This window comes from Bacillus sp. FSL R5-0443, assembly GCF_038608285.1.
Lineage (GTDB): Bacteria > Bacillota > Bacilli > Bacillales > Bacillaceae > Bacillus > Bacillus velezensis.
This window is the reverse complement of sequence record NZ_CP152013.1, coordinates 3,717,601-3,736,587: the sequence shown is the minus strand read 5'-3', so window position 1 is coordinate 3,736,587 and position 18,987 is coordinate 3,717,601. Positions and strand designations below refer to the sequence as shown.

The 18,987-nt window shown below is 47.5% G+C and carries 18 protein-coding genes; 6 read left to right on the top strand and 12 right to left on the bottom strand.

The features are described 5' to 3' along the window. The first annotated feature begins 33 nt into the window (after positions 1–33). The 3 genes from NYE28_RS18795 to NYE28_RS18785 all read left to right on the top strand — a co-directional run bounded on the left by NYE28_RS18795 (position 34) and on the right by NYE28_RS18785 (position 2,860). Positions 34–1,128: a CotH kinase family protein gene (locus NYE28_RS18795; protein WP_160223322.1), complete on the top strand. Its 1,095-nt coding sequence runs from the start codon at positions 34–36 to the stop codon at positions 1,126–1,128. A gap of 122 nt (positions 1,129–1,250) precedes the next feature. Continuing rightward, positions 1,251–2,144 carry a hypothetical protein gene (locus tag NYE28_RS18790; RefSeq protein WP_015240724.1) on the top strand — a complete coding sequence of 298 codons (894 nt, stop codon included), beginning with the start codon at positions 1,251–1,253 and terminating at the stop codon, positions 2,142–2,144. 41 nt (positions 2,145–2,185) lie between these two features. Beyond that, a complete protein-coding gene (locus tag NYE28_RS18785; protein ID WP_007407530.1) occupies positions 2,186–2,860 on the top strand; it encodes a hypothetical protein in 675 nt (224 codons plus the stop codon). Positions 2,861–2,908: 48 nt separating this feature from the next. Here NYE28_RS18785 and NYE28_RS18780 read toward each other — a convergent pair whose 3' ends face one another. Both NYE28_RS18780 and alsR read right to left on the bottom strand, forming a co-directional pair. Further along, positions 2,909–4,240: an arsenic transporter gene (locus NYE28_RS18780; protein ID WP_025285383.1), complete on the bottom strand. Its 1,332-nt coding sequence runs from the start codon at positions 4,238–4,240 to the stop codon at positions 2,909–2,911. A gap of 195 nt (positions 4,241–4,435) precedes the next feature. Then, positions 4,436–5,344 (bottom strand): acetoin biosynthesis transcriptional regulator AlsR, encoded by a 909-nt coding sequence (alsR, locus tag NYE28_RS18775; protein WP_007407528.1) that lies wholly within the window; start codon positions 5,342–5,344, stop codon positions 4,436–4,438. A 156-nt stretch (positions 5,345–5,500) separates the two neighbouring features. On the opposite strand from alsR, the gene alsS reads away from it, so the two are divergent. The 3 genes from alsS to NYE28_RS18760 all read left to right on the top strand — a co-directional run bounded on the left by alsS (position 5,501) and on the right by NYE28_RS18760 (position 8,667). Further along, the gene (gene alsS / locus NYE28_RS18770; RefSeq protein WP_007407527.1) at positions 5,501–7,213 is read left to right on the top strand and encodes an acetolactate synthase AlsS; all 1,713 of its coding nucleotides are present in this window, start codon (positions 5,501–5,503) and stop codon (positions 7,211–7,213) included. A gap of 60 nt (positions 7,214–7,273) precedes the next feature. Beyond that, a complete protein-coding gene (gene budA / locus NYE28_RS18765; protein WP_003151318.1) occupies positions 7,274–8,041 on the top strand; it encodes an acetolactate decarboxylase in 768 nt (255 codons plus the stop codon). 101 nt (positions 8,042–8,142) lie between these two features. After that, entirely contained in the window at positions 8,143–8,667 is a 525-nt protein-coding gene (locus NYE28_RS18760) for an NAD(P)H-dependent oxidoreductase (protein ID WP_007407526.1), read from the top strand. A 124-nt stretch (positions 8,668–8,791) separates the two neighbouring features. On the opposite strand, the gene NYE28_RS18755 is transcribed toward NYE28_RS18760, so the two are convergent. The 10 genes from NYE28_RS18755 to NYE28_RS18710 all read right to left on the bottom strand — a co-directional run bounded on the left by NYE28_RS18755 (position 8,792) and on the right by NYE28_RS18710 (position 18,810). Continuing rightward, the gene (locus tag NYE28_RS18755) at positions 8,792–9,325 is read right to left on the bottom strand and encodes an SH3 domain-containing protein (RefSeq protein WP_012118607.1); all 534 of its coding nucleotides are present in this window, start codon (positions 9,323–9,325) and stop codon (positions 8,792–8,794) included. Between the two features lie 60 nt (positions 9,326–9,385). After that, positions 9,386–10,303 carry a ribose ABC transporter substrate-binding protein RbsB gene (rbsB, locus tag NYE28_RS18750; protein ID WP_342490213.1) on the bottom strand — a complete coding sequence of 306 codons (918 nt, stop codon included), beginning with the start codon at positions 10,301–10,303 and terminating at the stop codon, positions 9,386–9,388. Between the two features lie 13 nt (positions 10,304–10,316). Further along, the gene (gene rbsC / locus NYE28_RS18745; RefSeq protein WP_015240722.1) at positions 10,317–11,288 is read right to left on the bottom strand and encodes a ribose ABC transporter permease RbsC; all 972 of its coding nucleotides are present in this window, start codon (positions 11,286–11,288) and stop codon (positions 10,317–10,319) included. Continuing rightward, positions 11,278–12,771: a sugar ABC transporter ATP-binding protein gene (locus NYE28_RS18740; RefSeq protein ID WP_342490212.1), complete on the bottom strand. Its 1,494-nt coding sequence runs from the start codon at positions 12,769–12,771 to the stop codon at positions 11,278–11,280. The genes rbsC and NYE28_RS18740 overlap by 11 nt, the downstream gene beginning before the upstream one ends. A gap of 16 nt (positions 12,772–12,787) precedes the next feature. Further along, complete coding sequence (gene rbsD, locus NYE28_RS18735; protein ID WP_039253587.1) at positions 12,788–13,183, bottom strand: D-ribose pyranase; 396 nt, start codon at positions 13,181–13,183, stop codon at positions 12,788–12,790. After that, positions 13,180–14,061: a ribokinase gene (gene rbsK / locus NYE28_RS18730; RefSeq protein ID WP_342490211.1), complete on the bottom strand. Its 882-nt coding sequence runs from the start codon at positions 14,059–14,061 to the stop codon at positions 13,180–13,182. The genes rbsD and rbsK overlap by 4 nt, the downstream gene beginning before the upstream one ends. Further along, entirely contained in the window at positions 14,054–15,043 is a 990-nt protein-coding gene (locus NYE28_RS18725; protein ID WP_327943421.1) for a LacI family DNA-binding transcriptional regulator, read from the bottom strand. Before NYE28_RS18725 ends, rbsK begins: the two co-directional genes overlap by 8 nt. A gap of 93 nt (positions 15,044–15,136) precedes the next feature. Beyond that, on the bottom strand, positions 15,137–16,270 hold the full coding sequence (locus tag NYE28_RS18720) for a Ger(x)C family spore germination protein (RefSeq protein WP_039253592.1): 1,134 nt from the start codon (positions 16,268–16,270) through the stop codon (positions 15,137–15,139). Next, a complete protein-coding gene (locus tag NYE28_RS18715) occupies positions 16,260–17,351 on the bottom strand; it encodes an endospore germination permease (RefSeq protein ID WP_327943419.1) in 1,092 nt (363 codons plus the stop codon). Before NYE28_RS18715 ends, NYE28_RS18720 begins: the two co-directional genes overlap by 11 nt. Then, entirely contained in the window at positions 17,341–18,810 is a 1,470-nt protein-coding gene (locus tag NYE28_RS18710) for a spore germination protein (protein WP_015240716.1), read from the bottom strand. The genes NYE28_RS18715 and NYE28_RS18710 overlap by 11 nt, the downstream gene beginning before the upstream one ends. Positions 18,811–18,987 lie beyond the last annotated feature (177 nt).

Genomic DNA, 18,987 nt, shown 5'->3' with positions numbered 1-18,987 from the left:
GCACAGCCTAAATTAATACAGGGAGGTTTACTGATGAAAGACCAATCAACATTGCCTCTATACCAGCTGTTTATTCACCCGAAAGACTTAATGGAGCTGAAAAAAGACATTTGGGATGATGATCCGGTGCCCGCGGTGCTGAGAGTGAATCAAAAACGGCTTGACATTGATCTGGCGTACCGCGGCTCGCATATAAGAGATTTTAAGAAAAAATCGTATCATATCGCTTTTTATTCGCCGAAAACATTTCGCAGGGCGAAAGAGATACATTTAAACGCTGAATACAAAGATCCGTCGATGATGCGGAATAAGCTGTCTCTCGATTTCTTCGCGGAGCTTGGGACGCTGTCACCAAAGGCGAATTTCGTAACCCTGCAAATCAATGGCAGACATGAGGGGGTGTATCTTGAGCTGGAGTCAGTGGATGAATATTTTCTGGCGAAACGGAATTTGGCGGACGGCGCTGTTTTTTACGCGGTTGATGACGACGCCAATTTCTCCCTCGTCAGTGATCTGGAGCGGGATACGAAAACATCGCTCGAACTTGGTTATGAAAAGAAAACGGGAACGAAAGAAGACGATTTATACTTGCAGGATATGATCTATAAAATTAATACCGTGCCGAAGTCAGAGTTCAAGGGGGAGATCGTCAAACACTTGGACGCCGATAAGTATTTGCGGTGGCTTGCGGGCATCGTGTTTACCTCAAACTACGATGGATTTGTTCATAATTACGCTTTGTACCGGAATCATGAAACGGGACTTTTTGAAGTCATTCCGTGGGATTACGATGCGACGTGGGGAAGAGACATTCACGGTGATCGGATGGAGGCCGATTATGTCAGAATACAAGGGTTTAATACCTTGACCGCAAGGCTTCTGGATGAACCGTATTTCCGCAAAGCGTACAAACGGCTTTTGGAAGAGACGCTTCAGACCCGGTTTACCATTGAACATATGAAGCCGAAGGTCATGTCACTGTATGAGCAGATCAGGCCGCATGTCGCGAAGGATCCATATAAGAAAGAAGAGATTGATTGCTTTGACCGGGAGCCTGAAGTGATTTGCGAATACATTAAGGAGCGGTCATCCTTCATCAGCAGTGAGTTAGAGCGGTGGAATATCTGATTTGGAAATGAAGAAAGATTTTTTACAAATAGGCTGGTGAATCAGTTCCCGAAAATAATCGTGATACGTATATATGCATTATGCTTTTTACATTATGAGAAAAATGACTAGGAGGACAATAGATGAAACGCAATACGAAGCGGCAGCGGTCTGATGACAACTTTTTGCATGCGATGGAAGGAAAAGTGATTACTGTCTACCGGGGAGGCCCGGAGTCCAAGACAGGGAGATTAGCAGACATTCAATCGGATTATATCGCTCTTCAGGTTGATAATAAAATCGTTTATTATCAATGGAAACACGTGAAAAGTGTGACGGAAAATACGAGTGAAACCGTATCGCCGGCCGAAGCGGCAGAATGTGAAAAAGCTGATGATTTTCAAGACCTGATCAGCCGGATGACCAATCGCACGGTGCAATTGAATCAGGGAGGTCCCGAATCGAAAAGAGGAAAGCTTCACGAAACAGGGGATGATTTTCTCGTGCTGGAAACGGAAGATGACGGAATTGTATATTTTAACGCCGACCATGTCAAAAGCATCAGCGCGGAACAAGAAGAGGACGGCCAAGAGGAGGAGCGCCCGGAATTTGAAATGGCTGATGATTTTCACGGCATATTTAAACGCCTGATCCACAAATGGGTATCCATCAACCGCGGAGGTCCTGAAGCAGTTGAAGGAATACTTGTGGATAATTCCGACGGCCACTACACTCTTGTGAAAGATAAAGAAGTGCTGCGGATCTATCCTTTTCATATCAAGAGCATCAGCGAAGGGGCAAAAGGAGCAGCTAAAAAAGAGGAGAATAAAGACGACGAGAATAAAGGTGAGAAAGAGAGCGCCGAAGAAGAAAAGCCGCATGAAGAAGAATCACGCGAAGAGCAGCGTACTTCCTCTAAAAAGTCGAAAAGATCATCAAGATCCGTTCGATCCTCAAAACGGGAGAAAGAGGTCTCTTATAGCTACGCCACTGTATTAAGGACAATAGATTATCGGTGGAAACGCGGCCGTAAATGATTGGAAAGATTGTCCGTAAACGCGGGAGAGGGGGGAATGAAATGGCTGGATTAAGCAGATTTCTGGATAAACAAGTCGATATTGAGATATCGGGGAATACGACATTTTCAGGAACTCTTTTGGATATCGGTCAGGATATCATTGTGATTCATGACGGCCGGACGTTTCTTTATATTCCGCTGCTGCATCTTCAGCGGATGACATTGACGCTCCCGGACGAAGAGAATAAAGAACCGTACGCAAGAAAAAAAAGTCCGCATCCCGAAAAACAGGAACATTCCTTTTCTTACCGGAATACCCTCCAGCATATAAAAGGCAGATTCACAGAAATATTTGTTACGGGAGACCGTTCCATTCATGGGTATGTGACAAGTGTTTTAAATGATTATTTTGTTTTCTTCTCTCCGGTTTATAAGACTCTTTTCATCTCGATGCATCATTTGAAATGGCTGACACCCTATTCCGATGAGCAGACGCCGTATACATTAAACAGTTCAGAGCTGCCGGTTGTTCCCGCTAATGTGCCCCTTGTCCGGAATTTTGAGGAACAATTAAAAAGATATATCGGGAAGCTGATTATTCTGGATTTAGGAGATATACCGAATAAAGTGGGGCTGTTGCAGGATGTCTCAGATAATATTCTTGAACTGACCAATGCAGACGGCGATACTGTTTTTTGGAAATTGAATCATTTAAAAACCATGCACCTGCCATAAATGATAAAACTGCCTCTCTTATACAGCAGGCAGTTTTTTTCATGGGAGCTAAAGGTAAATCCAACTGATCCAAACATATAAAACGGTAATGGTAAACACGACAGTGAGAGGGACAACGATAATGGTCGTTTTGATATATTCTGACCAAGAAACTTTTTCGCCGTGCTGTCTGATGATATGCATCCAGATCAGCGTGGCTAATGTCCCGATCGGCAGAAGCAATGATCCGATATCACTGCCGATTATATTAGCCAGATAAATGATTTTTACGGTTAATGGGTCGATGGACATTTCAGTTAATGTCAAAGTGCTGATCATTAAGGCGGGATGGTTATTGAACAAATTAGAGAGGACGGATGTAGCAATGCCCATAATAGATGCAGCGTGGGCAATGCTTTGTGAGACATAAGGCTCAATAGACTGAACAAGCAGCGCCGTCAGTCCGATATTATGCAGTCCGTAGATGATAATGTACATCGTGAAGGCAAAAATAAAGATATGCCAAGGCGCTTTCCTTAATAAGTCTGCCGGTCCGATTTTTAAATAAAACCATCTCCAGCCAAGCAGGATGAATGAACTGATGACAGCCACGAGCGAAACGGATATGCCGTTGTAAGAAGCTGCAAACAGACTGATCCGGACGAACAATACAAATGCCAAAACACAAAACATGATGTTCGTACGGCTGTTTTGGGTCGGGTCTGGCGGAGGCTGAAGCGGATGATATCGTTTGTGTTCCAGCGAGTCAAAATGAACCGGAATATCGGGGAGCTGTTTCGGCAAACGGCGGTAAAAAACGGCAAACAGCAGAAAGGCCATAAACACCAGTCCCAGCGTGCCGGGGATAAACATCATATTGGTGTACAAATAAAGGTCCATGCCTATCATTTTGAGAGAAATTAAATTGACGATATTACTGACGCCGATCGGGGTGCTTGCCGCCGTCGCAATTAATACGCCGCTTATTAAATACGGTGTTTTCTGATGTCTTTTAAGTCCGAGATATTGTAAGACCAATAGTAAAATAGGAGTGGTGATTAAGACGCTGCCGTCATTATTCAGAAAGAGCGTCATTGAAAAACAGAGCAGGTTGGTCAGCCAAAAAAGCCGGATGCCCGATCCCTTGGCGCGGTGAAGCAGTTTGGCCGCCGCCCAGTTAAAAAAACCGAAGCTTTCCAGCGCGATCGCCATAATCATTGTGGAGATAATGGTTATTGAGGCTCCGGTGACTTTTGACCCTATATCCCCCAAATCATGAAAGGAAACGGTTCCGCATAACAAAACGAGAATGGCGCCCAGCGACGCCGGAACGGCTTCATTTAATCCCCCGGGTCTCCAAAATATAAAAATAATGGTCACAAAGAAAGAAATCAGGGTCAAAATGACGGTAATATGTGTAATGTGTTCTGCCTCCTTTTAGATGGGTCATTGCCGCCCCGTTATTTTTATCCCTCCTGATCAGTTGTACTGTATGTATACGGGTACAGGTCGTAAGGTGTACTGAGCGTTTCTACCAATTTAGTAAAAATCCATAAAAGCACAAAAAAAAGAGGCTGCTTTCGGCGGCCCTCTTTTTTATGCATTTTCCTTATCCGCCTGCAATAAAGCCTGGCGTTTATTCATAATATCCAGAAAATGTTTCAGAATCGGATTTTGATTATCCTTGCGGTAGGCAATGACCCATTCGGCCGTGAGCTGCACCTGATTAATGCCGCGGTAGGCGACTTCGAGATTAAACAGCTTTTTAGCAGAAGAAGGCACGAAGGTTACACCGATGCCGGCACTAACCAATCCGATCACCATTTGATACTCCGTCGCTTCCTGAACGATTTTCGGTTTGAAGCCCGCCTGCTCGCAGTAGTTTACAAACTCTAGGTATAAAGTCGGCCATGTTTCTTTCGACAGTGTGATAATCGGTTCATTTTTTAAATCCTGAATGTCGATTGTCTGTTTAGCGGTAAGCGGGTGCTGCTTCGGCAAAGCCAGAATGCACGGACTGCTCTGCACCTTTTCCATATGTAACGCGGAATGCTGTAAAGGCGGATGAAGGATGCCGATATCAATGTTCCCCTTCAGAAGTTCTTCCTGCTGTCTGAAAGAAGAAATTTCACGCAGATCAAGCTTGACGGAGGGGAATTTTTCGCGGAATTCCCGAATGATCGGCGGCAGAAATTCATATGTGGCCGAGCCGACAAAACCGACGACAAGGCGGCCGAGCTCTCCCCGCGCCGTTCTCTGCGCCATTTCAATCGCTTTGTCTATTTCTTCGATCGCGTTTCTGCTGTGTTTTAAAAAACTTTCTCCGGCAGCTGAAAGCTCTACAACCCGTTTCGTGCGCTTTAATAAGGTCACGCCGACTTCCTTCTCAAGCTGTTTGATCTGCTGGCTGAGAGGCGGCTGTGTCATATTTAACCGAAGCGCAGCTTTGCCGAAATGAAGTTCTTCGGCAACGGCAATAAAGTATTGAAGATGGCGAAGCTCCATCCTTATCCATTCCTTTCTCTTTGTTAATTATTCGTGAAACATATTAATCATACGGCGAATTGATATTGGAGGTCAATTTCCAAAGAGTGTATAGTGAATAATATCACAAATTACTTAAAATTTTATATTTAATATGCATAATAAGGAGTGAGGGTGTTGGCAAAAGCAACAAATGAACTAAAAACCTCTGGAAAAAATCGGGGGGCGGAGCTTGTTGTTGATTGCTTAGTGGAGCAAGGTGTCACACATGTTTTTGGCATTCCGGGTGCAAAAATTGATGCAGTATTTGATGCGTTAAAAGATAAAGGACCTGAACTGGTTTTATGCCGTCACGAACAGAACGCTGCATTTATGGCTGCGGCTGTCGGAAGACTGACTGGAAAACCAGGCGTTTGTCTCGTTACTTCAGGCCCGGGGGCATCCAACTTGGCGACCGGCTTGTTAACGGCTAATACAGAAGGTGATCCGGTAGTGGCGCTGGCGGGTAACGTAATTCGCGCAGACCGGTTAAAACGGACACACCAATCATTGGACAATGCGGCGCTATTTCAGCCGATTACAAAATACAGTGTAGAAGTACAGGAAACAGGGAATATACCAGAAGCGGTAACAAACGCCTTCAGGGCAGCGTCAGCAGGTCAGGCAGGCGCGGCTTTCGTGAGCTTTCCGCAGGATGTTGTGAATGAAATCACAAATGTGAAAAACGTACGCAGCGTGCCGGCGCCGAAACAAGGCCCTGCACCGGAAGAAGCGGTCAGCGCGGCTATCGCGAAAATCCAGACGGCGAAACTTCCCGTTCTGTTAGTCGGCATGAAAGGCGGAAGACCGGAGGCGGTAAAACAAATCCGCAAACTGCTTGCCAAAACAAAACTGCCTTTCGTAGAAACGTACCAAGGGGCCGGCACATTGTCCAGAGAGCTGGAAGACCAATATTTCGGCCGGATCGGACTGTTCCGCAACCAGCCGGGCGATCTTCTGCTTGAACAGGCGGATGTCGTATTAACGATCGGTTATGATCCGATTGAATACGATCCGAAGTTCTGGAACGTAAACGGTGACCGTGCTATTATCCATCTTGACGAAATCCAGGCCGATATCGATCATGCCTATCAGCCGGAATTAGAATTATTAGGCGATATCGCCGCTACGGTTAAACAAATTGAACACGACGCTGTGACATTTGATATGGGCAGCCGTGAACAAGAAGTGCTGAGCGAATTAAAACAGATGCTCACAGACAGCGAGAAGGCGCCAAGCGACCATAAATCCGACAGAGTGCATCCTCTGCAAATCGTCCAAGAACTGCGCAATGCAATTGATGACGACGTAACCGTCACTTGCGATATCGGTTCGCACGCGATCTGGATGTCCCGCTACTTCCGCGCTTATGAGCCGCTGAAACTGTTGATCAGCAACGGCATGCAGACATTGGGCGTAGCGCTTCCTTGGGCGATTGCCGCCACATTGGTGAATCCGGGTGAAAAAGTCGTATCCGTTTCAGGAGACGGAGGATTCCTGTTCTCTGCAATGGAATTGGAAACGGCAGTCCGCTTAAAAGCGCCGATCGTTCACCTTGTATGGAATGACAGCACATATGATATGGTCGCATTCCAGCAAATGAAAAAATATAACCGTACGTCATGCGTAGATTTCGGAAACATTGACATCGTAAAATATGCAGAAAGCTTCGGCGCCACCGGCTTGCGCGTTGAGTCACCGGAACAGCTGGCAGACGTGCTGCAAAAAGGCTTGAACACAGAAGGCCCTGTCATCATTGACATTCCTGTCGATTACAGTGACAATGTCCATTTATCAAGCGACATGCTTCCGAAGCAATTCAAAGAAAAAATGAAAGCAAAAGCTCTCTAGCACTCTGCGCACCATGACCTGTTTTCTAAAACAGCCCAATTTAAAAGGAGTGAAGGGAATATGAAAAACGCAAGCGACATCCATATGATGAGCCGCGGAGAAAAAGGCTCACCTGAGGATCAGATCTATCAAGTATCAACAATGACATCTCTGCTGGACGGAGTATATGACGGAGATTTTGATATGGCTGACATTCCGAAGTTCGGTGATTTCGGAATCGGCACGTTCAATAAACTGGACGGCGAATTAATCGGATTTGACGGAGAATTTTACCGTCTGCGCGGCGACGGAACGGCTACGCCTGTTAAAGGCGGAGACCTGTCACCATTCTGCTCATTCACATTTTTCACGCCTGATATGACGCATACGATCGACGGCGAAATGACCCGTGAAGAATTCGAGCAGGAAATCGCCAGCCTTCTGCCTAGTAAAAACTTATTTTATGCGATCCGTTTAGACGGCGTATTTAAAAAGGTGCAGACAAGAACGGTAGAACGCCAGGAGAAACCGTACGTTCCGATGATCGAAGCGGTGAAAACACAGCCTGTGTTCAACTTTGACGACATTCAGGGTACAATCGCCGGCTTCTGGACGCCGGGGTACGCAAACGGCATCGCTGTTTCCGGATATCACCTGCACTTCATTGATGAAGGACGCAATTCCGGCGGACACGTGTTTGACTATGTCATTAAAGATTGTAAAGTGACGATTTCTCAAAAAATGAATATGAACCTCAAGCTTCCGAATACGGCGGACTTTTTCAACGCAAATTTAGATAATCCGAATTTTGCGAAGGATATCGAAACAACCGAAGGAAGCCCGGAATAAAATAAAAAGAAAGCCCCATTTTTCTCGGGGGCTTTCTTTTTATTTGGCTGAACCGGCAAAGATTAGGTAAAATACAGTCAAAAGGGAAAGGTGTGGTAGCTGTGAAAGTATTGGTATTAGCGGTTCATCCTGACATGGACAACTCAGCGGTCAATAAGGCGTGGACAGAAGAATTAAAAAATCATGATGAAATCACGGTCCGTGAGCTTTATAAAGAATATCCGGACGGGAAAATAGATGCGGAAAAGGAACGGCAGCTGTGTGAACAGTATGACCGGATCGTATTTCAATTCCCGCTGTACTGGTACAGTGCGCCTCCGCTTTTAAAAACATGGATGGATCATGTGCTGGCGTATGGCTGGGCTTACGGCTCCAAAGGAAAGGCGCTGCACGGCAAAGAATTGCTGCTGGCTGTTTCCGTAGGTGCCGGAGAGGATGCATATCAGGCAGGCGGGTCTAATCATTTTTCACTGAGCGAGCTCTTAAGGCCGTTTCAGGCAATGGCTAATTTTACGGGTATGACCTATTTGCCGGCTTTCGCGATGTACGGGGTAAGCAGCGCCGATGCTGCGGCTATCCGTGACAATGCCAAACGCCTGGCGGATTACATAAAGAAGCCATTTTAGAGTCGTATGCATTCATCTTCATTTGACAATATTTCCTGAGAAATATTTCGAACCTTAGACGTTTCTGACTGCTCAAGAAAGAAAAAACGGATTTCGCGCTGAATTTGCGAAATCCGTTTTGATATTATGTCAGTTTTTGCAGATCTTTTGTGCTGATATATCCCGTTGCGCCCCCGTAATCGACAAGCGCCCAGCCGAAGTCAATGCCGCCGCCGGCTGTCTTTTTCCATCCGAGGAAAGAAACGCTCGTGTTTTTAGCAAGGGAAGCTTTGACCGCTTGTTTGTCTGTATATACTTTTGTTTTTTTCGTCGTTTTTACGGTTGTTGCTTCTTTAACAATATAATGAGTAGATACAAATCCTGTTTTTCCGTTTTTATAATGTACTTTAGCCCAGTCAGCGTTCTGGAATGAAACGATCTTTAAGCTGTCGCCTAAATGAAGGGTATCAGCTCTCGGACTGGCTGCTGATGCTTTTGTTCTGACGTTCAATGCTTCCGCGGAAACGAGATAAGAGTCAAGCGGGTAGCTGTACAGATCGTCAATTTTGACCGCTTCCTGCGCGTGTGTCTCGGGAAGAGGCGTTATTCCGGCAGCTGAAGCCGCTGTTATTCCCGCTGCAAGGGTCAGAATGGATGCCGCTTTGGCTGTTTTCTTCATCTGTATCTCTCCTTTTACTTCATCCTTTCACGTTTTACCGGAAGTCTAAACATCGGCCGGTTATTTTTGTGTTTGAAGTTTCAATGGAGCGGAAATGGTTTTTTTGACTTTTTCTCCTTTGAGCACCTGCTCCGCCGCTTCGGCCGCCAGTTTTCCGATCAGCTCCGGCTGCTGGGCGACCGTGGCTGTCAGCTTTCCGTTTTTAATGGAAGAAATCGCATCTTTATTTCCGTCGAAACCGACGACCAAAATGTGTTTGCCCGAGCTGTTAATCGCTTCGAGCGCGCCGAGTGCCATTTCATCATTATGGGCGAACACGGCTTTGATATCCGGATGTCCCTGCAGCAGGTTTTCCATGACGGTCAATCCTTTTGTACGGTCAAAATCCGCCGCTTGCTTTGTTACGACATCCAGCTTTTTGTCGGCAATATGATGAAAGCCCGTTCCGCGTTCCCGTGTCGCGGATGCGCCCGGCACCCCTTGCAATTCCGCCACTTTGGCGCCTTTTCCGAGCTGATCGGCGAGGTAGTCAGCCGCCATTTCTCCTCCTTTGACATTGTCAGAGGCGACAAGCGTTTCGACTTTGCCGTGTTCGGCTGAACGATCAAGCGCAATGACGGGAATGCCGAGGGAATTTGCCGATTCGACGGCTGTTGAAATCGCTGATGAATCGGTCGGGTTGATCAGCAGCGCATCGACTCCCTGCTGGATCAAATCTTCTACGTCATTTGACTGTTTAGATGAATCATTTTGGGCATCGACAATAATGACCATCATGCCCCGTTTTTTGGCTTCCTTTACAACGCCTTCTTTTAATGAAACGAAGAACGGATTGTTCAATGTGGAGACGGAGAGCCCGATAGTGAATTCTTTTTTATGTTTTGTGTTTGACGGTTTTGCCCATTGTGGCGGTTCAAGTGAACAGGCGGACAGCAAAAACAGTGATAATGCCGCGATCGTGATGATGGCTTTCTTCATAATGGTCCTCCTACTATGCCGATTTTTTGCGGTCCAGCAGCACCGCGATTAAAATGACGATTCCTTTGACGACGAGCTGATAAAAAGATGATACGCCGAGAAGGTTCAAGCCGTTGTTCAGCGTACCGATAATCAAAACCCCGATCAGTGTACCGATGATGCGCCCTCGACCGCCGGACAGGCTCGTTCCGCCGAGAACGACCGCTGCGATGGCGTCCAGCTCGTATGATTCCCCGGCCGTCGGCTGTGCGGAATTTAAGCGTGATGTCAGAATCGCTCCCGCCAGCGCCGATAATAAACCTGTCAGAGAATAGATCATGATCTTGATGCGGGGCACTTTGATTCCCGATATCAGCGCCGCTTTCTCATTGCCGCCGATAGCGTATGTCCGGCGGCCGAACGGTGTTTTGTGAAGAAGAACCCACAGGGCCGCAAATGCAATCAGCATCGTAATGGCAGGTACGGGAATGCCGAGAAAATAACCGCGCCCGAATAATTGAAATGCGTAACTTGAACCGAGTCCCGTAATCGGATTTCCGTCCGTATAGACGAGGGTCAGTCCGCGAAAGACGGTCATTGTCGCCAAAGTGGCGATGAACGGCGCCATTTTTCCTTTTGTGATTAATAATCCGTTTATCATGCCGAGTACGGCGCCGATTACGCAGCCGATGATGACGGCTAAGATCGGGTCGATGCCTGAGACCATCATACCTGCGACCAATGCGCTCGATAAGGCGAGGATGGCTCCGACAGAGAGATCAATGCCTCCCGTTAAAATGACAAACGTCATTCCGAATGCAATCAGAGCGTTAATCGCAACCTGCCGAAGAAGGTTGAGAATATTGAGGGGTTCAAGAAAACTCGGGTTTAAAACGGAAACGATCAGCACAAGAATCAGTAAGCCGAGAAACGGACCGAGTTTTTGTGTGAAGGTGTGAATGGAAAATCGCTTTTGTTCAGTTGATGTCATTGGTTCAGTTTTCATTCTGCTGCCCTCCCGTGGCAAGTGTCATGATGTGTTCTTGTGTTGCGCCGGCCGCATTGATTTCTCCGCTGATGCGCCCTTCGTGGACGACGATGATTCTGTCACTCATGCCGAGAATTTCCGGCAGCTCGGAAGACACCATGATGATGGCGACTCCGCGATCGGTCAGTTCATTCATTAATGAATAGATTTCCCTTTTCGCGCCTACGTCGACGCCTCTTGTCGGTTCATCAAGGATGAGAACTTTCGGGCCGATTCCGATCCATTTGGCGATGACGACTTTTTGCTGATTTCCTCCTGATAAATGCCGGGCGGCGGTTTCCGGAGATGCGGTCTTAATGGTCAGACGCTTGATGAGCAGCTCAACGAACTCCGCCTCGCGTTTTCGGTCAATGATGCCTTTCGGAGAGAAGCTGGTCAGGTTCGGCAATGAGATATTTTCACGAATGGACGTATCCAGCAGCAGCCCTTCATCTTTGCGGTTCTCCGTAATCAGGCCGAGTCCCTTACGGATGGCATCGTACGGACCCCGAATGCCGGTTTTTCGGCCGGAAATCCAGATCTCTCCGGAATCGAGCCTGTCAATTCCGAACAGCGCCCTCATGATTTCTGTCCGTCCGGCACCCATTAAGCCGGAAACGCCGAGGATTTCTCCGGCGCTCACATGGAAACTGATCTGTGAAAAGCTTCCTTTTTTTGAGGCGTTTTTCACTTCGAGCACCTTATCGCCGAGTGACGGCGTGCGAGTCGGATACCGATCGGTCAGCTCCCGCCCGACCATTTTTTTGACCACTTCATCAAAACTAGTGTCGATAATATGCGCCGTATCCACAGTGAGGCCGTCCCGCATAATGGTGATCCGGTCGCAAATCGAAAATATCTCTTCCATTCGGTGCGAAATATAGACGATGGATACGCCGTCCCGCTTTAACGCCGTCATCACGTCAAACAGTTTGCTGATTTCCCGTTCGGTCAGCGCCGCGGTCGGTTCGTCCATAATAATGACTTCGGCGTTTGTCATCAGCGCTTTGGCAATCTCAATCATCTGCTGCTGTCCGACGGAACATTGTCCGGCTTCCCGGTCAAGAGGAAGAGAGACTCCCAGTTTTTCAAGCTGTGATTTTGCTAGCGCTTTCATTTTCTTAGTTTCCAAAACGCCGAACGCCGTCGTCAGCTCTTTGCCGATAAAAAGGTTTTCAAGCACCGTCATGTCCGGCCATATATTCAGTTCCTGATGGATAAAGGCGATTCCGTGCTTTTCGGCTTCCTTTGGATTGGAGAAGCTCATGTTTGTTCCGTTTATCGTAATGTTTCCCTTGTCGAGCCGGTAGAGCCCGGTGAGCAGATTCATTAACGTCGATTTGCCCGCTCCGTTTTCTCCCATTAAAGCGTGGATTTCTCCCGGCAGAAGCTCAAATGAGACGCCGGAGAGCACTTGGTTTTTGCCGAATGCTTTATGAATGTCTGTCATGCCGATGTGCATGCTGGATCCCTTCTTTCTAGAAAATCACACCCGCCTGCAGGATGCAGTTGGCGTATGGTGTCATTTCACCCGTTCGGATGACGGCTTTTGCTTTCTGTGTGAGCCGTTTGAATTCCTCGTGGGACATGTACTCGATCGTCTGCGCTGAGAAATGGCTTTCTATGAAACTTGCATTCTCGGGGTTTGCGTCTTTGATCTCGGAAGCGGCGATCACCTTTTCGACTGCCATCTCCCCGGCTGCCAGGCTGGTCACGTCCCGAAAGGCGGGAACGCCCGCCATTAAGGACAAATCAATTTTAGGGACGCCGTCAGGGACGGGGAGACCCGCATCTGCGATTGCGATGAGGTCTGTATGCCCGAGATCGGCCAATACTTTGGCAATGTGGCTGTTTAACATTCCGTGTTTTTTCATGACAGCAGCTCCTCAACTTCTTTTCTGGCCGGCATGCCGCCTTGGGCGCCAAAGTGCTGCACGGACAGGGAGGCGGCGCAGTTGGCAAACAGGAGCGCTTGCTCAATGTCCCGTCCTTCCGCGAGTGCGACGGCAAGTGCCGCATTAAAGGTATCGCCGGCTCCCGTCGTGTCGACCGCTTCTGCAGGGAAGGCGGGAACAAGCCGTTCCGCGGTGCCGTCTGAGTAGCGCACGCCTTGTTTTCCTTCGGTAATGAACAGTTTGCCGGGATAGCCGGCGAGCGCTTCTTCTTTCGTCCGGTCAGGAAATAAAATGGATGCTTCATGTTCGTTCGGCGTAAGATATGCGGCATCCTCAATCGTCGATTGTTTCAGCGGCCGGGCCGGCGCGGGATTCAGAATAACCGGAATTTGCTGCGCGCGGCAGTAGCTGCACACTGCTTCAACGGTTTCTTCAGGAATCTCCTGCTGGATCAGCACGATATCAATGCCGGGAAGTTTTGCTAGCGCACTTTTGGCATAATCGGGGGAGATGTCATCGTTTGCGCCTTTTACGACGACGATGCTGTTGTCTCCTTCAGCGAGCACAATATGAGCCGTTCCGCTTTTTTTATGTGTAACCGTTTCCATATAGTCCGTATTGACACCGTTTGCCTTCAGGTTTTCAATAATCGCTTTTCCGTAGCTGTCATTGCCTGCTTTTCCTACCATATATACGTTTGCGCCCAGGCGGGAAGCGGCTACGGCCTGATTTGCGCCTTTTCCTCCGGGCACGGTTTGAAAGTCTGTGCCCAGTACGGTTTCTCCGGCTTTCGGACGCCGTTCAGATGTAACGACCAGATCCATAGAACAGCTTCCGATAACACAAATTTCACTCATGTTGATCATCCTTTCTCGTCGTTTGTCTTCTTATGTAAGTCACGGGCATTTGAATGGCCGTCTCTTTCGGCGGTTCTTTCTTTATCAATTGCAGCAGCAGGTTTGCCGCTTGTTTTCCCATCTCATATGCAGGCTGGCGGATGGTTGAAAGCGGCGGAAACAAAAGCCTGCTCTGCGGAATATCGTCGTATCCGATGATCTGAATCTCCTCCGGAACTTTTTTGCCGAGCCGCAGCGCCTCATGGAGGACGGCAGCCGCCGCAATGTCGTTGCTGGCAATGACTCCGTCGGTTTCAGGGTATGCTGCAAACAATTCTTCTGCTAAAATGGCGGCATCCTTGATGGAAAATGAAGCGGCGGAGATGACATTGAACTGCGCGTTCGCTTTTTGCAGCACATCAAGTGCGCCGTTAAAACGTTCCTGAGCGGTCGGAAGGTGGGCTGGGCCTTTGACAAGCGTGATGCTTGTGCTTTTGCCGCGAAGCATTTCCTCAGCCGCCCGTTTTCCGCCTGCCCGCCCGTCACTGAATACGGATGGGGCGCCTTCTTTTGTCCGGTCCAGAAATACGACCGGGTAAAGGCTGCCGCTGTATTCGGGAAGGTCGGGGTAATGGGTGGCCGCCAAAATACCGGCAACTTGATTTTGTTTAAATGTTTGCAGGTAGTCGAGTTCTTTTTCCAATTCTTCATCGCTGTTGCCGATGATCAGCCGGTATCCTTCCCGCTGCAACTCGTCTTCAGCGCCGCGGGCAAGCTGAGGGAAAAAGGGATTCGTAATATCCGGAAGCAAAAGCCCGACCAGTCTGGATTCTCTTTTATAAAGAGAGCGGGCAACTTCATTCGGATAATAATTCAGCTTCTCCATGGCAAGCATGACCTTCGTTCGTGTATCTTCATGCACGTAGCCGTTGTCATTGAGGACACGTGAAACCGTGGCAACAGAGACGCCGGCAGCGCCTGCGACATCTTTAATCGTTGCCAATAAACACTCCTCCTTCAATTATGTAACCGTTTACATAAAAAGAGTAACACGAATCATTTCGGTTGGCAACAAAAAAAGAGACCGGGGTCTCTTTTAGTTCACGATGCCGATTTGTGAGATATTCACTTTGATATCAGGGATTATCTCGATGGAAGGATAGACCCCACGCCAATTGAGCCGCTTGCCCCGCTCATAATAATGGGTTTGATATTTCCGGCCGATGCCGAGGATATCCGAGTTGTGCTCCTGAATATGGCTGATCACCGATCTGGCCTGGCTGTTCAAATTTGCTGAGGCTTGTTTGTTTATTTGGTCGATTGCCGTATAAGAATTCAGCTTGTCCTTTGGATATTCCAAGACGCGTGCATTCAGTTTTAAACGGATTTTCACTTTTATATGCTGCGGATCTGTATCTATAAATACAATCTTTCGCGTGGCATCCGTGATGCCGAGAGAAAGATAATTTTCAATATCCATTTTGTATTTGTCCCATAGCTTCAGATTAATATTAGCCGATTTATTAAATTGCCCGCTTAAAAGGGTCAGGAGGGTCGAATCCTGACCGAGCACCTCAGTCACTTTCCGCTGGCCGCTGAACAGGGCAGAACCCTCTACCTTTATCGTCTGTCCGTTAATCGATAAATAAGGAAGGGCGAAATCCTTATCAGCCGTCAGCATGCTTGAACGGATGGATTGCAAATTCTCCATGCTGATATTTGATTCCGCATTAGCGCTTGTTAATAAATTCGTTAAATACTTGCTGACGATCAATTTCTGCCGGACGATCAGCTTCAGCACTTCAATCGCCTCGCCGTCTTTTACAACCGCCGGATGAGCGAGAAGCGGGCTTTTCGGATCTCTGTAAAAGACATCGAGATAAGGAAAAAGCGGTTTTTCCGCCATTTTCTCACCGATTAATAAGACTCTTTGCTTGGACGTGTCAATGCGCTGATCGACAAGCTTATCCAATTGAAACCGCGCTTCACGGATGGTGTGCCCGGAAGCGCTGAGCACCGTCGTAATGAATGAGCCGCCCGTTTCCTGTTCCGCCTGGGAGGACTGAACCTTCCGATAGGTGATGCCGATTTTATTTTTACCGTCATGATCAACATCAAGGCTTGCGGTCAGCACGAGAGAAATATCTTTCAGCAAATTTTGATCCCAGCAGCCCGCAAGTGTCAGGCTTGCGCACATGAGACTGATAAGAACCGCTTTTTTAATGCGCATGGCGGACACCCTTTTTACGTACAAGGACAATCAATACCATAAACAACGGAAACAAATACACAAACACAATATCGGAAATGCGGAAAAACTGATCCAGCTGCTGTATCGTTTTATCTGTGCTTGTGGCCCAAATAGACAGAAGGAAGACGAGCAGGGCCAGCGGATAAACAAACCGGCTGTGATCTTTTTGATTGAACAGCTTGGCAATGCCGGTGCTTGCCAAGTAAAACACGTTGGCCAGCGTTGAAAAGACGGTCACGAACCAAAACGTCAAAAAGAGCAGATCCGTCCGTTCGATAATTCTGAATGAAACGGTTTTTAACAGGTACAGCACAGGCTCCGGGATCATTTTTATTTCTTCGGGGCTGATTGTGACAAAGCAAGTAAGGGTGATATACAGGTAATAAAGGATAATCATGATGTTTGAAATCGTCAGTATTTTGTAGCGCTGGCTGACGGTGCAGTTGATTAGGGGCCCGATCACGAGCGCCGCCTGAAAGCCGGTAATGCTGACAAGTGTTTGCTGCACCCCGGTAAGCATGTCTTTTGCGGTTCCGTGAAAAATCGGCATAATGTATGTGATATCGGCTTTTCCCAGCGTGTATAAAAGCGGCAGAGAGATCAGCAGCAAAAACGGCGTTAAAATAAAGCTGAACCTGGCGATCGCATTCAGCGGAGCCTGGGCGATATAGACAGAACCGAGGATCAGCATTAAGCTGATCACCCAATTCGGAGTCTGCGGGAGCACCCAGATATCCAATATCCGTGTAAATACAGAAAGAATGAGCGTGCAGAGAAACGCGAAATATAAAATATACAGCACCTGCACCCCTTTGCCGGTAAGTGTTCCGAACACCTCCTCCAGCATTTCGTACAGGTTCAGCTTCGGAAACCGGTGAAATAATATCATATACAGGCTGAATGTAAGCTGGACGAGCAATCCGGTAAGCAGAATGGAAATCCATCCGCTGCTTCCCGATCTCATCATCAGTAAATGGGGAAGCGCCAAAATGCCGATGCTGATCTGCGTCTGATTAATGAAAAACACGCCTTGAAGCGGGCTGATTTTTTTAGGCTTCATCTTTTCTCCACCCCCGAACATGTTTCATCTGCTTTGAGTCTTGCGGTCTCAAATAAAAAGGCCTTCTTTTAATAAACCAAGCCGGCAGCCGGATAAATGCATCCTTCAAGTCACTGAAATGAAACGGCGTCAGAGATGATAAATAAGGAACGCCGAGTGATTCAAGCTTGCACAGGTTCATCAGAATAAGCCCGAAGCCGAGTGCGATGCCGATAAAACCGAACGAGGATGCCAGAAACATAAGCGGAAATCTGAGCGTTCGGATGGACGTGCTCATTTCATATGAAGGAAGCACAAAAGAAGAAACGGCCGTAACGGCTACGACGATAATCATCATATTAGAAATGAGTCCCGCCTGAACGACTGCGTCACCGATCACGAGACCGCCGACAATGCCGATCGTCTGACTGATCGGTCTCGGCAGCCTGATACCGGCTTCGCGGATCAGTTCAATCGTAATTTCCATAATCATGGCTTCTATCAGCGGGGGAAAGGGAATATCAACAATCGAATTTTTCATGGTGATAATCAGATCGTTGGGAATGACTTCAAAATGAAACGCAATCAGCGCGATATAAAAAGCGGGCAGCGTAATCGCGATCATAAAGGCGAAAAATCTCAGCACTCTTAAAAAACTGGCGGAAATCCACCTCGTGCTGTAGTCATCCGGAGATTGAAAAAAAGAAAAGAATGTGATCGGCGCAATCAAAGCCGACGGACTCCCGTCCATCATGATCAGTACACAGCCTTCCATCACGCATGCTTTTGCTTTATCCGGCCGTTCCGTATGAATGATCTGCGGAAAAATGGAAAACGAATTATCTTCTATTGATTCCTCGATAATCCCGGGCGCAAGCACGCTGTCTATACGCAGGTATGACAGGCGCCGCTTCACTTCCTCGACAATCTCCGGATTGGCGATATTCTCAACAAAGATAACCGCAACCTTTGATTTGGCTCTTTCCCCGATATCCATATAATGAACGGAGAGATGGCGGTCCTGTATGTGAAACCGCAGCTGATGAATGTTCGTTTCCAAACTTTCCACAAACCCGTCATGGGCGCCGCGGACGATACTTTCAGATTCGGGTTCCATAATGGAACGCAGCGGATTCTGGCCGACGGAAAACAGCTTCGCTTTCCTCGATGCATCGCTGAGAAAAACAACCTGTCCTGCCAAAATCCCGTCAATGAGTTTTCTGATTTCATCCGTTTCCGCACTGCTGACGGCATTCATCGTTTCCTCAAGCGGGCCGTTCTGCAGGGTGTCGCTTAACAGAAACTCATTCAGCTTCTGTTCTTCTATCATTTGTTCAATATAAAAGAAAGCGGTATGACGGTCCTGCAGTTTGATCCTTCGTATTTTAAAATCACCGCAAACACACATCAGCTCCTGCATTTCCCGTACAGCCGATTCAAAATCGCCGGGAATCCGTTTGTTTTGTTTATCCGCAGACATCAGACCGCCTCCTTTCCTGGTTATCTGTAGTTTTCAGCGGGTATTCCTTTTTTATGCATTTTATAAAATAGAGGAGTTCCTCGATGTTTTACCAAGAACTTCACAATTATGGATGAATATTTCTTGAACGAATATAAAGATTTATTAAAATTATTTCAAAAGAGTGATAAACGTCCT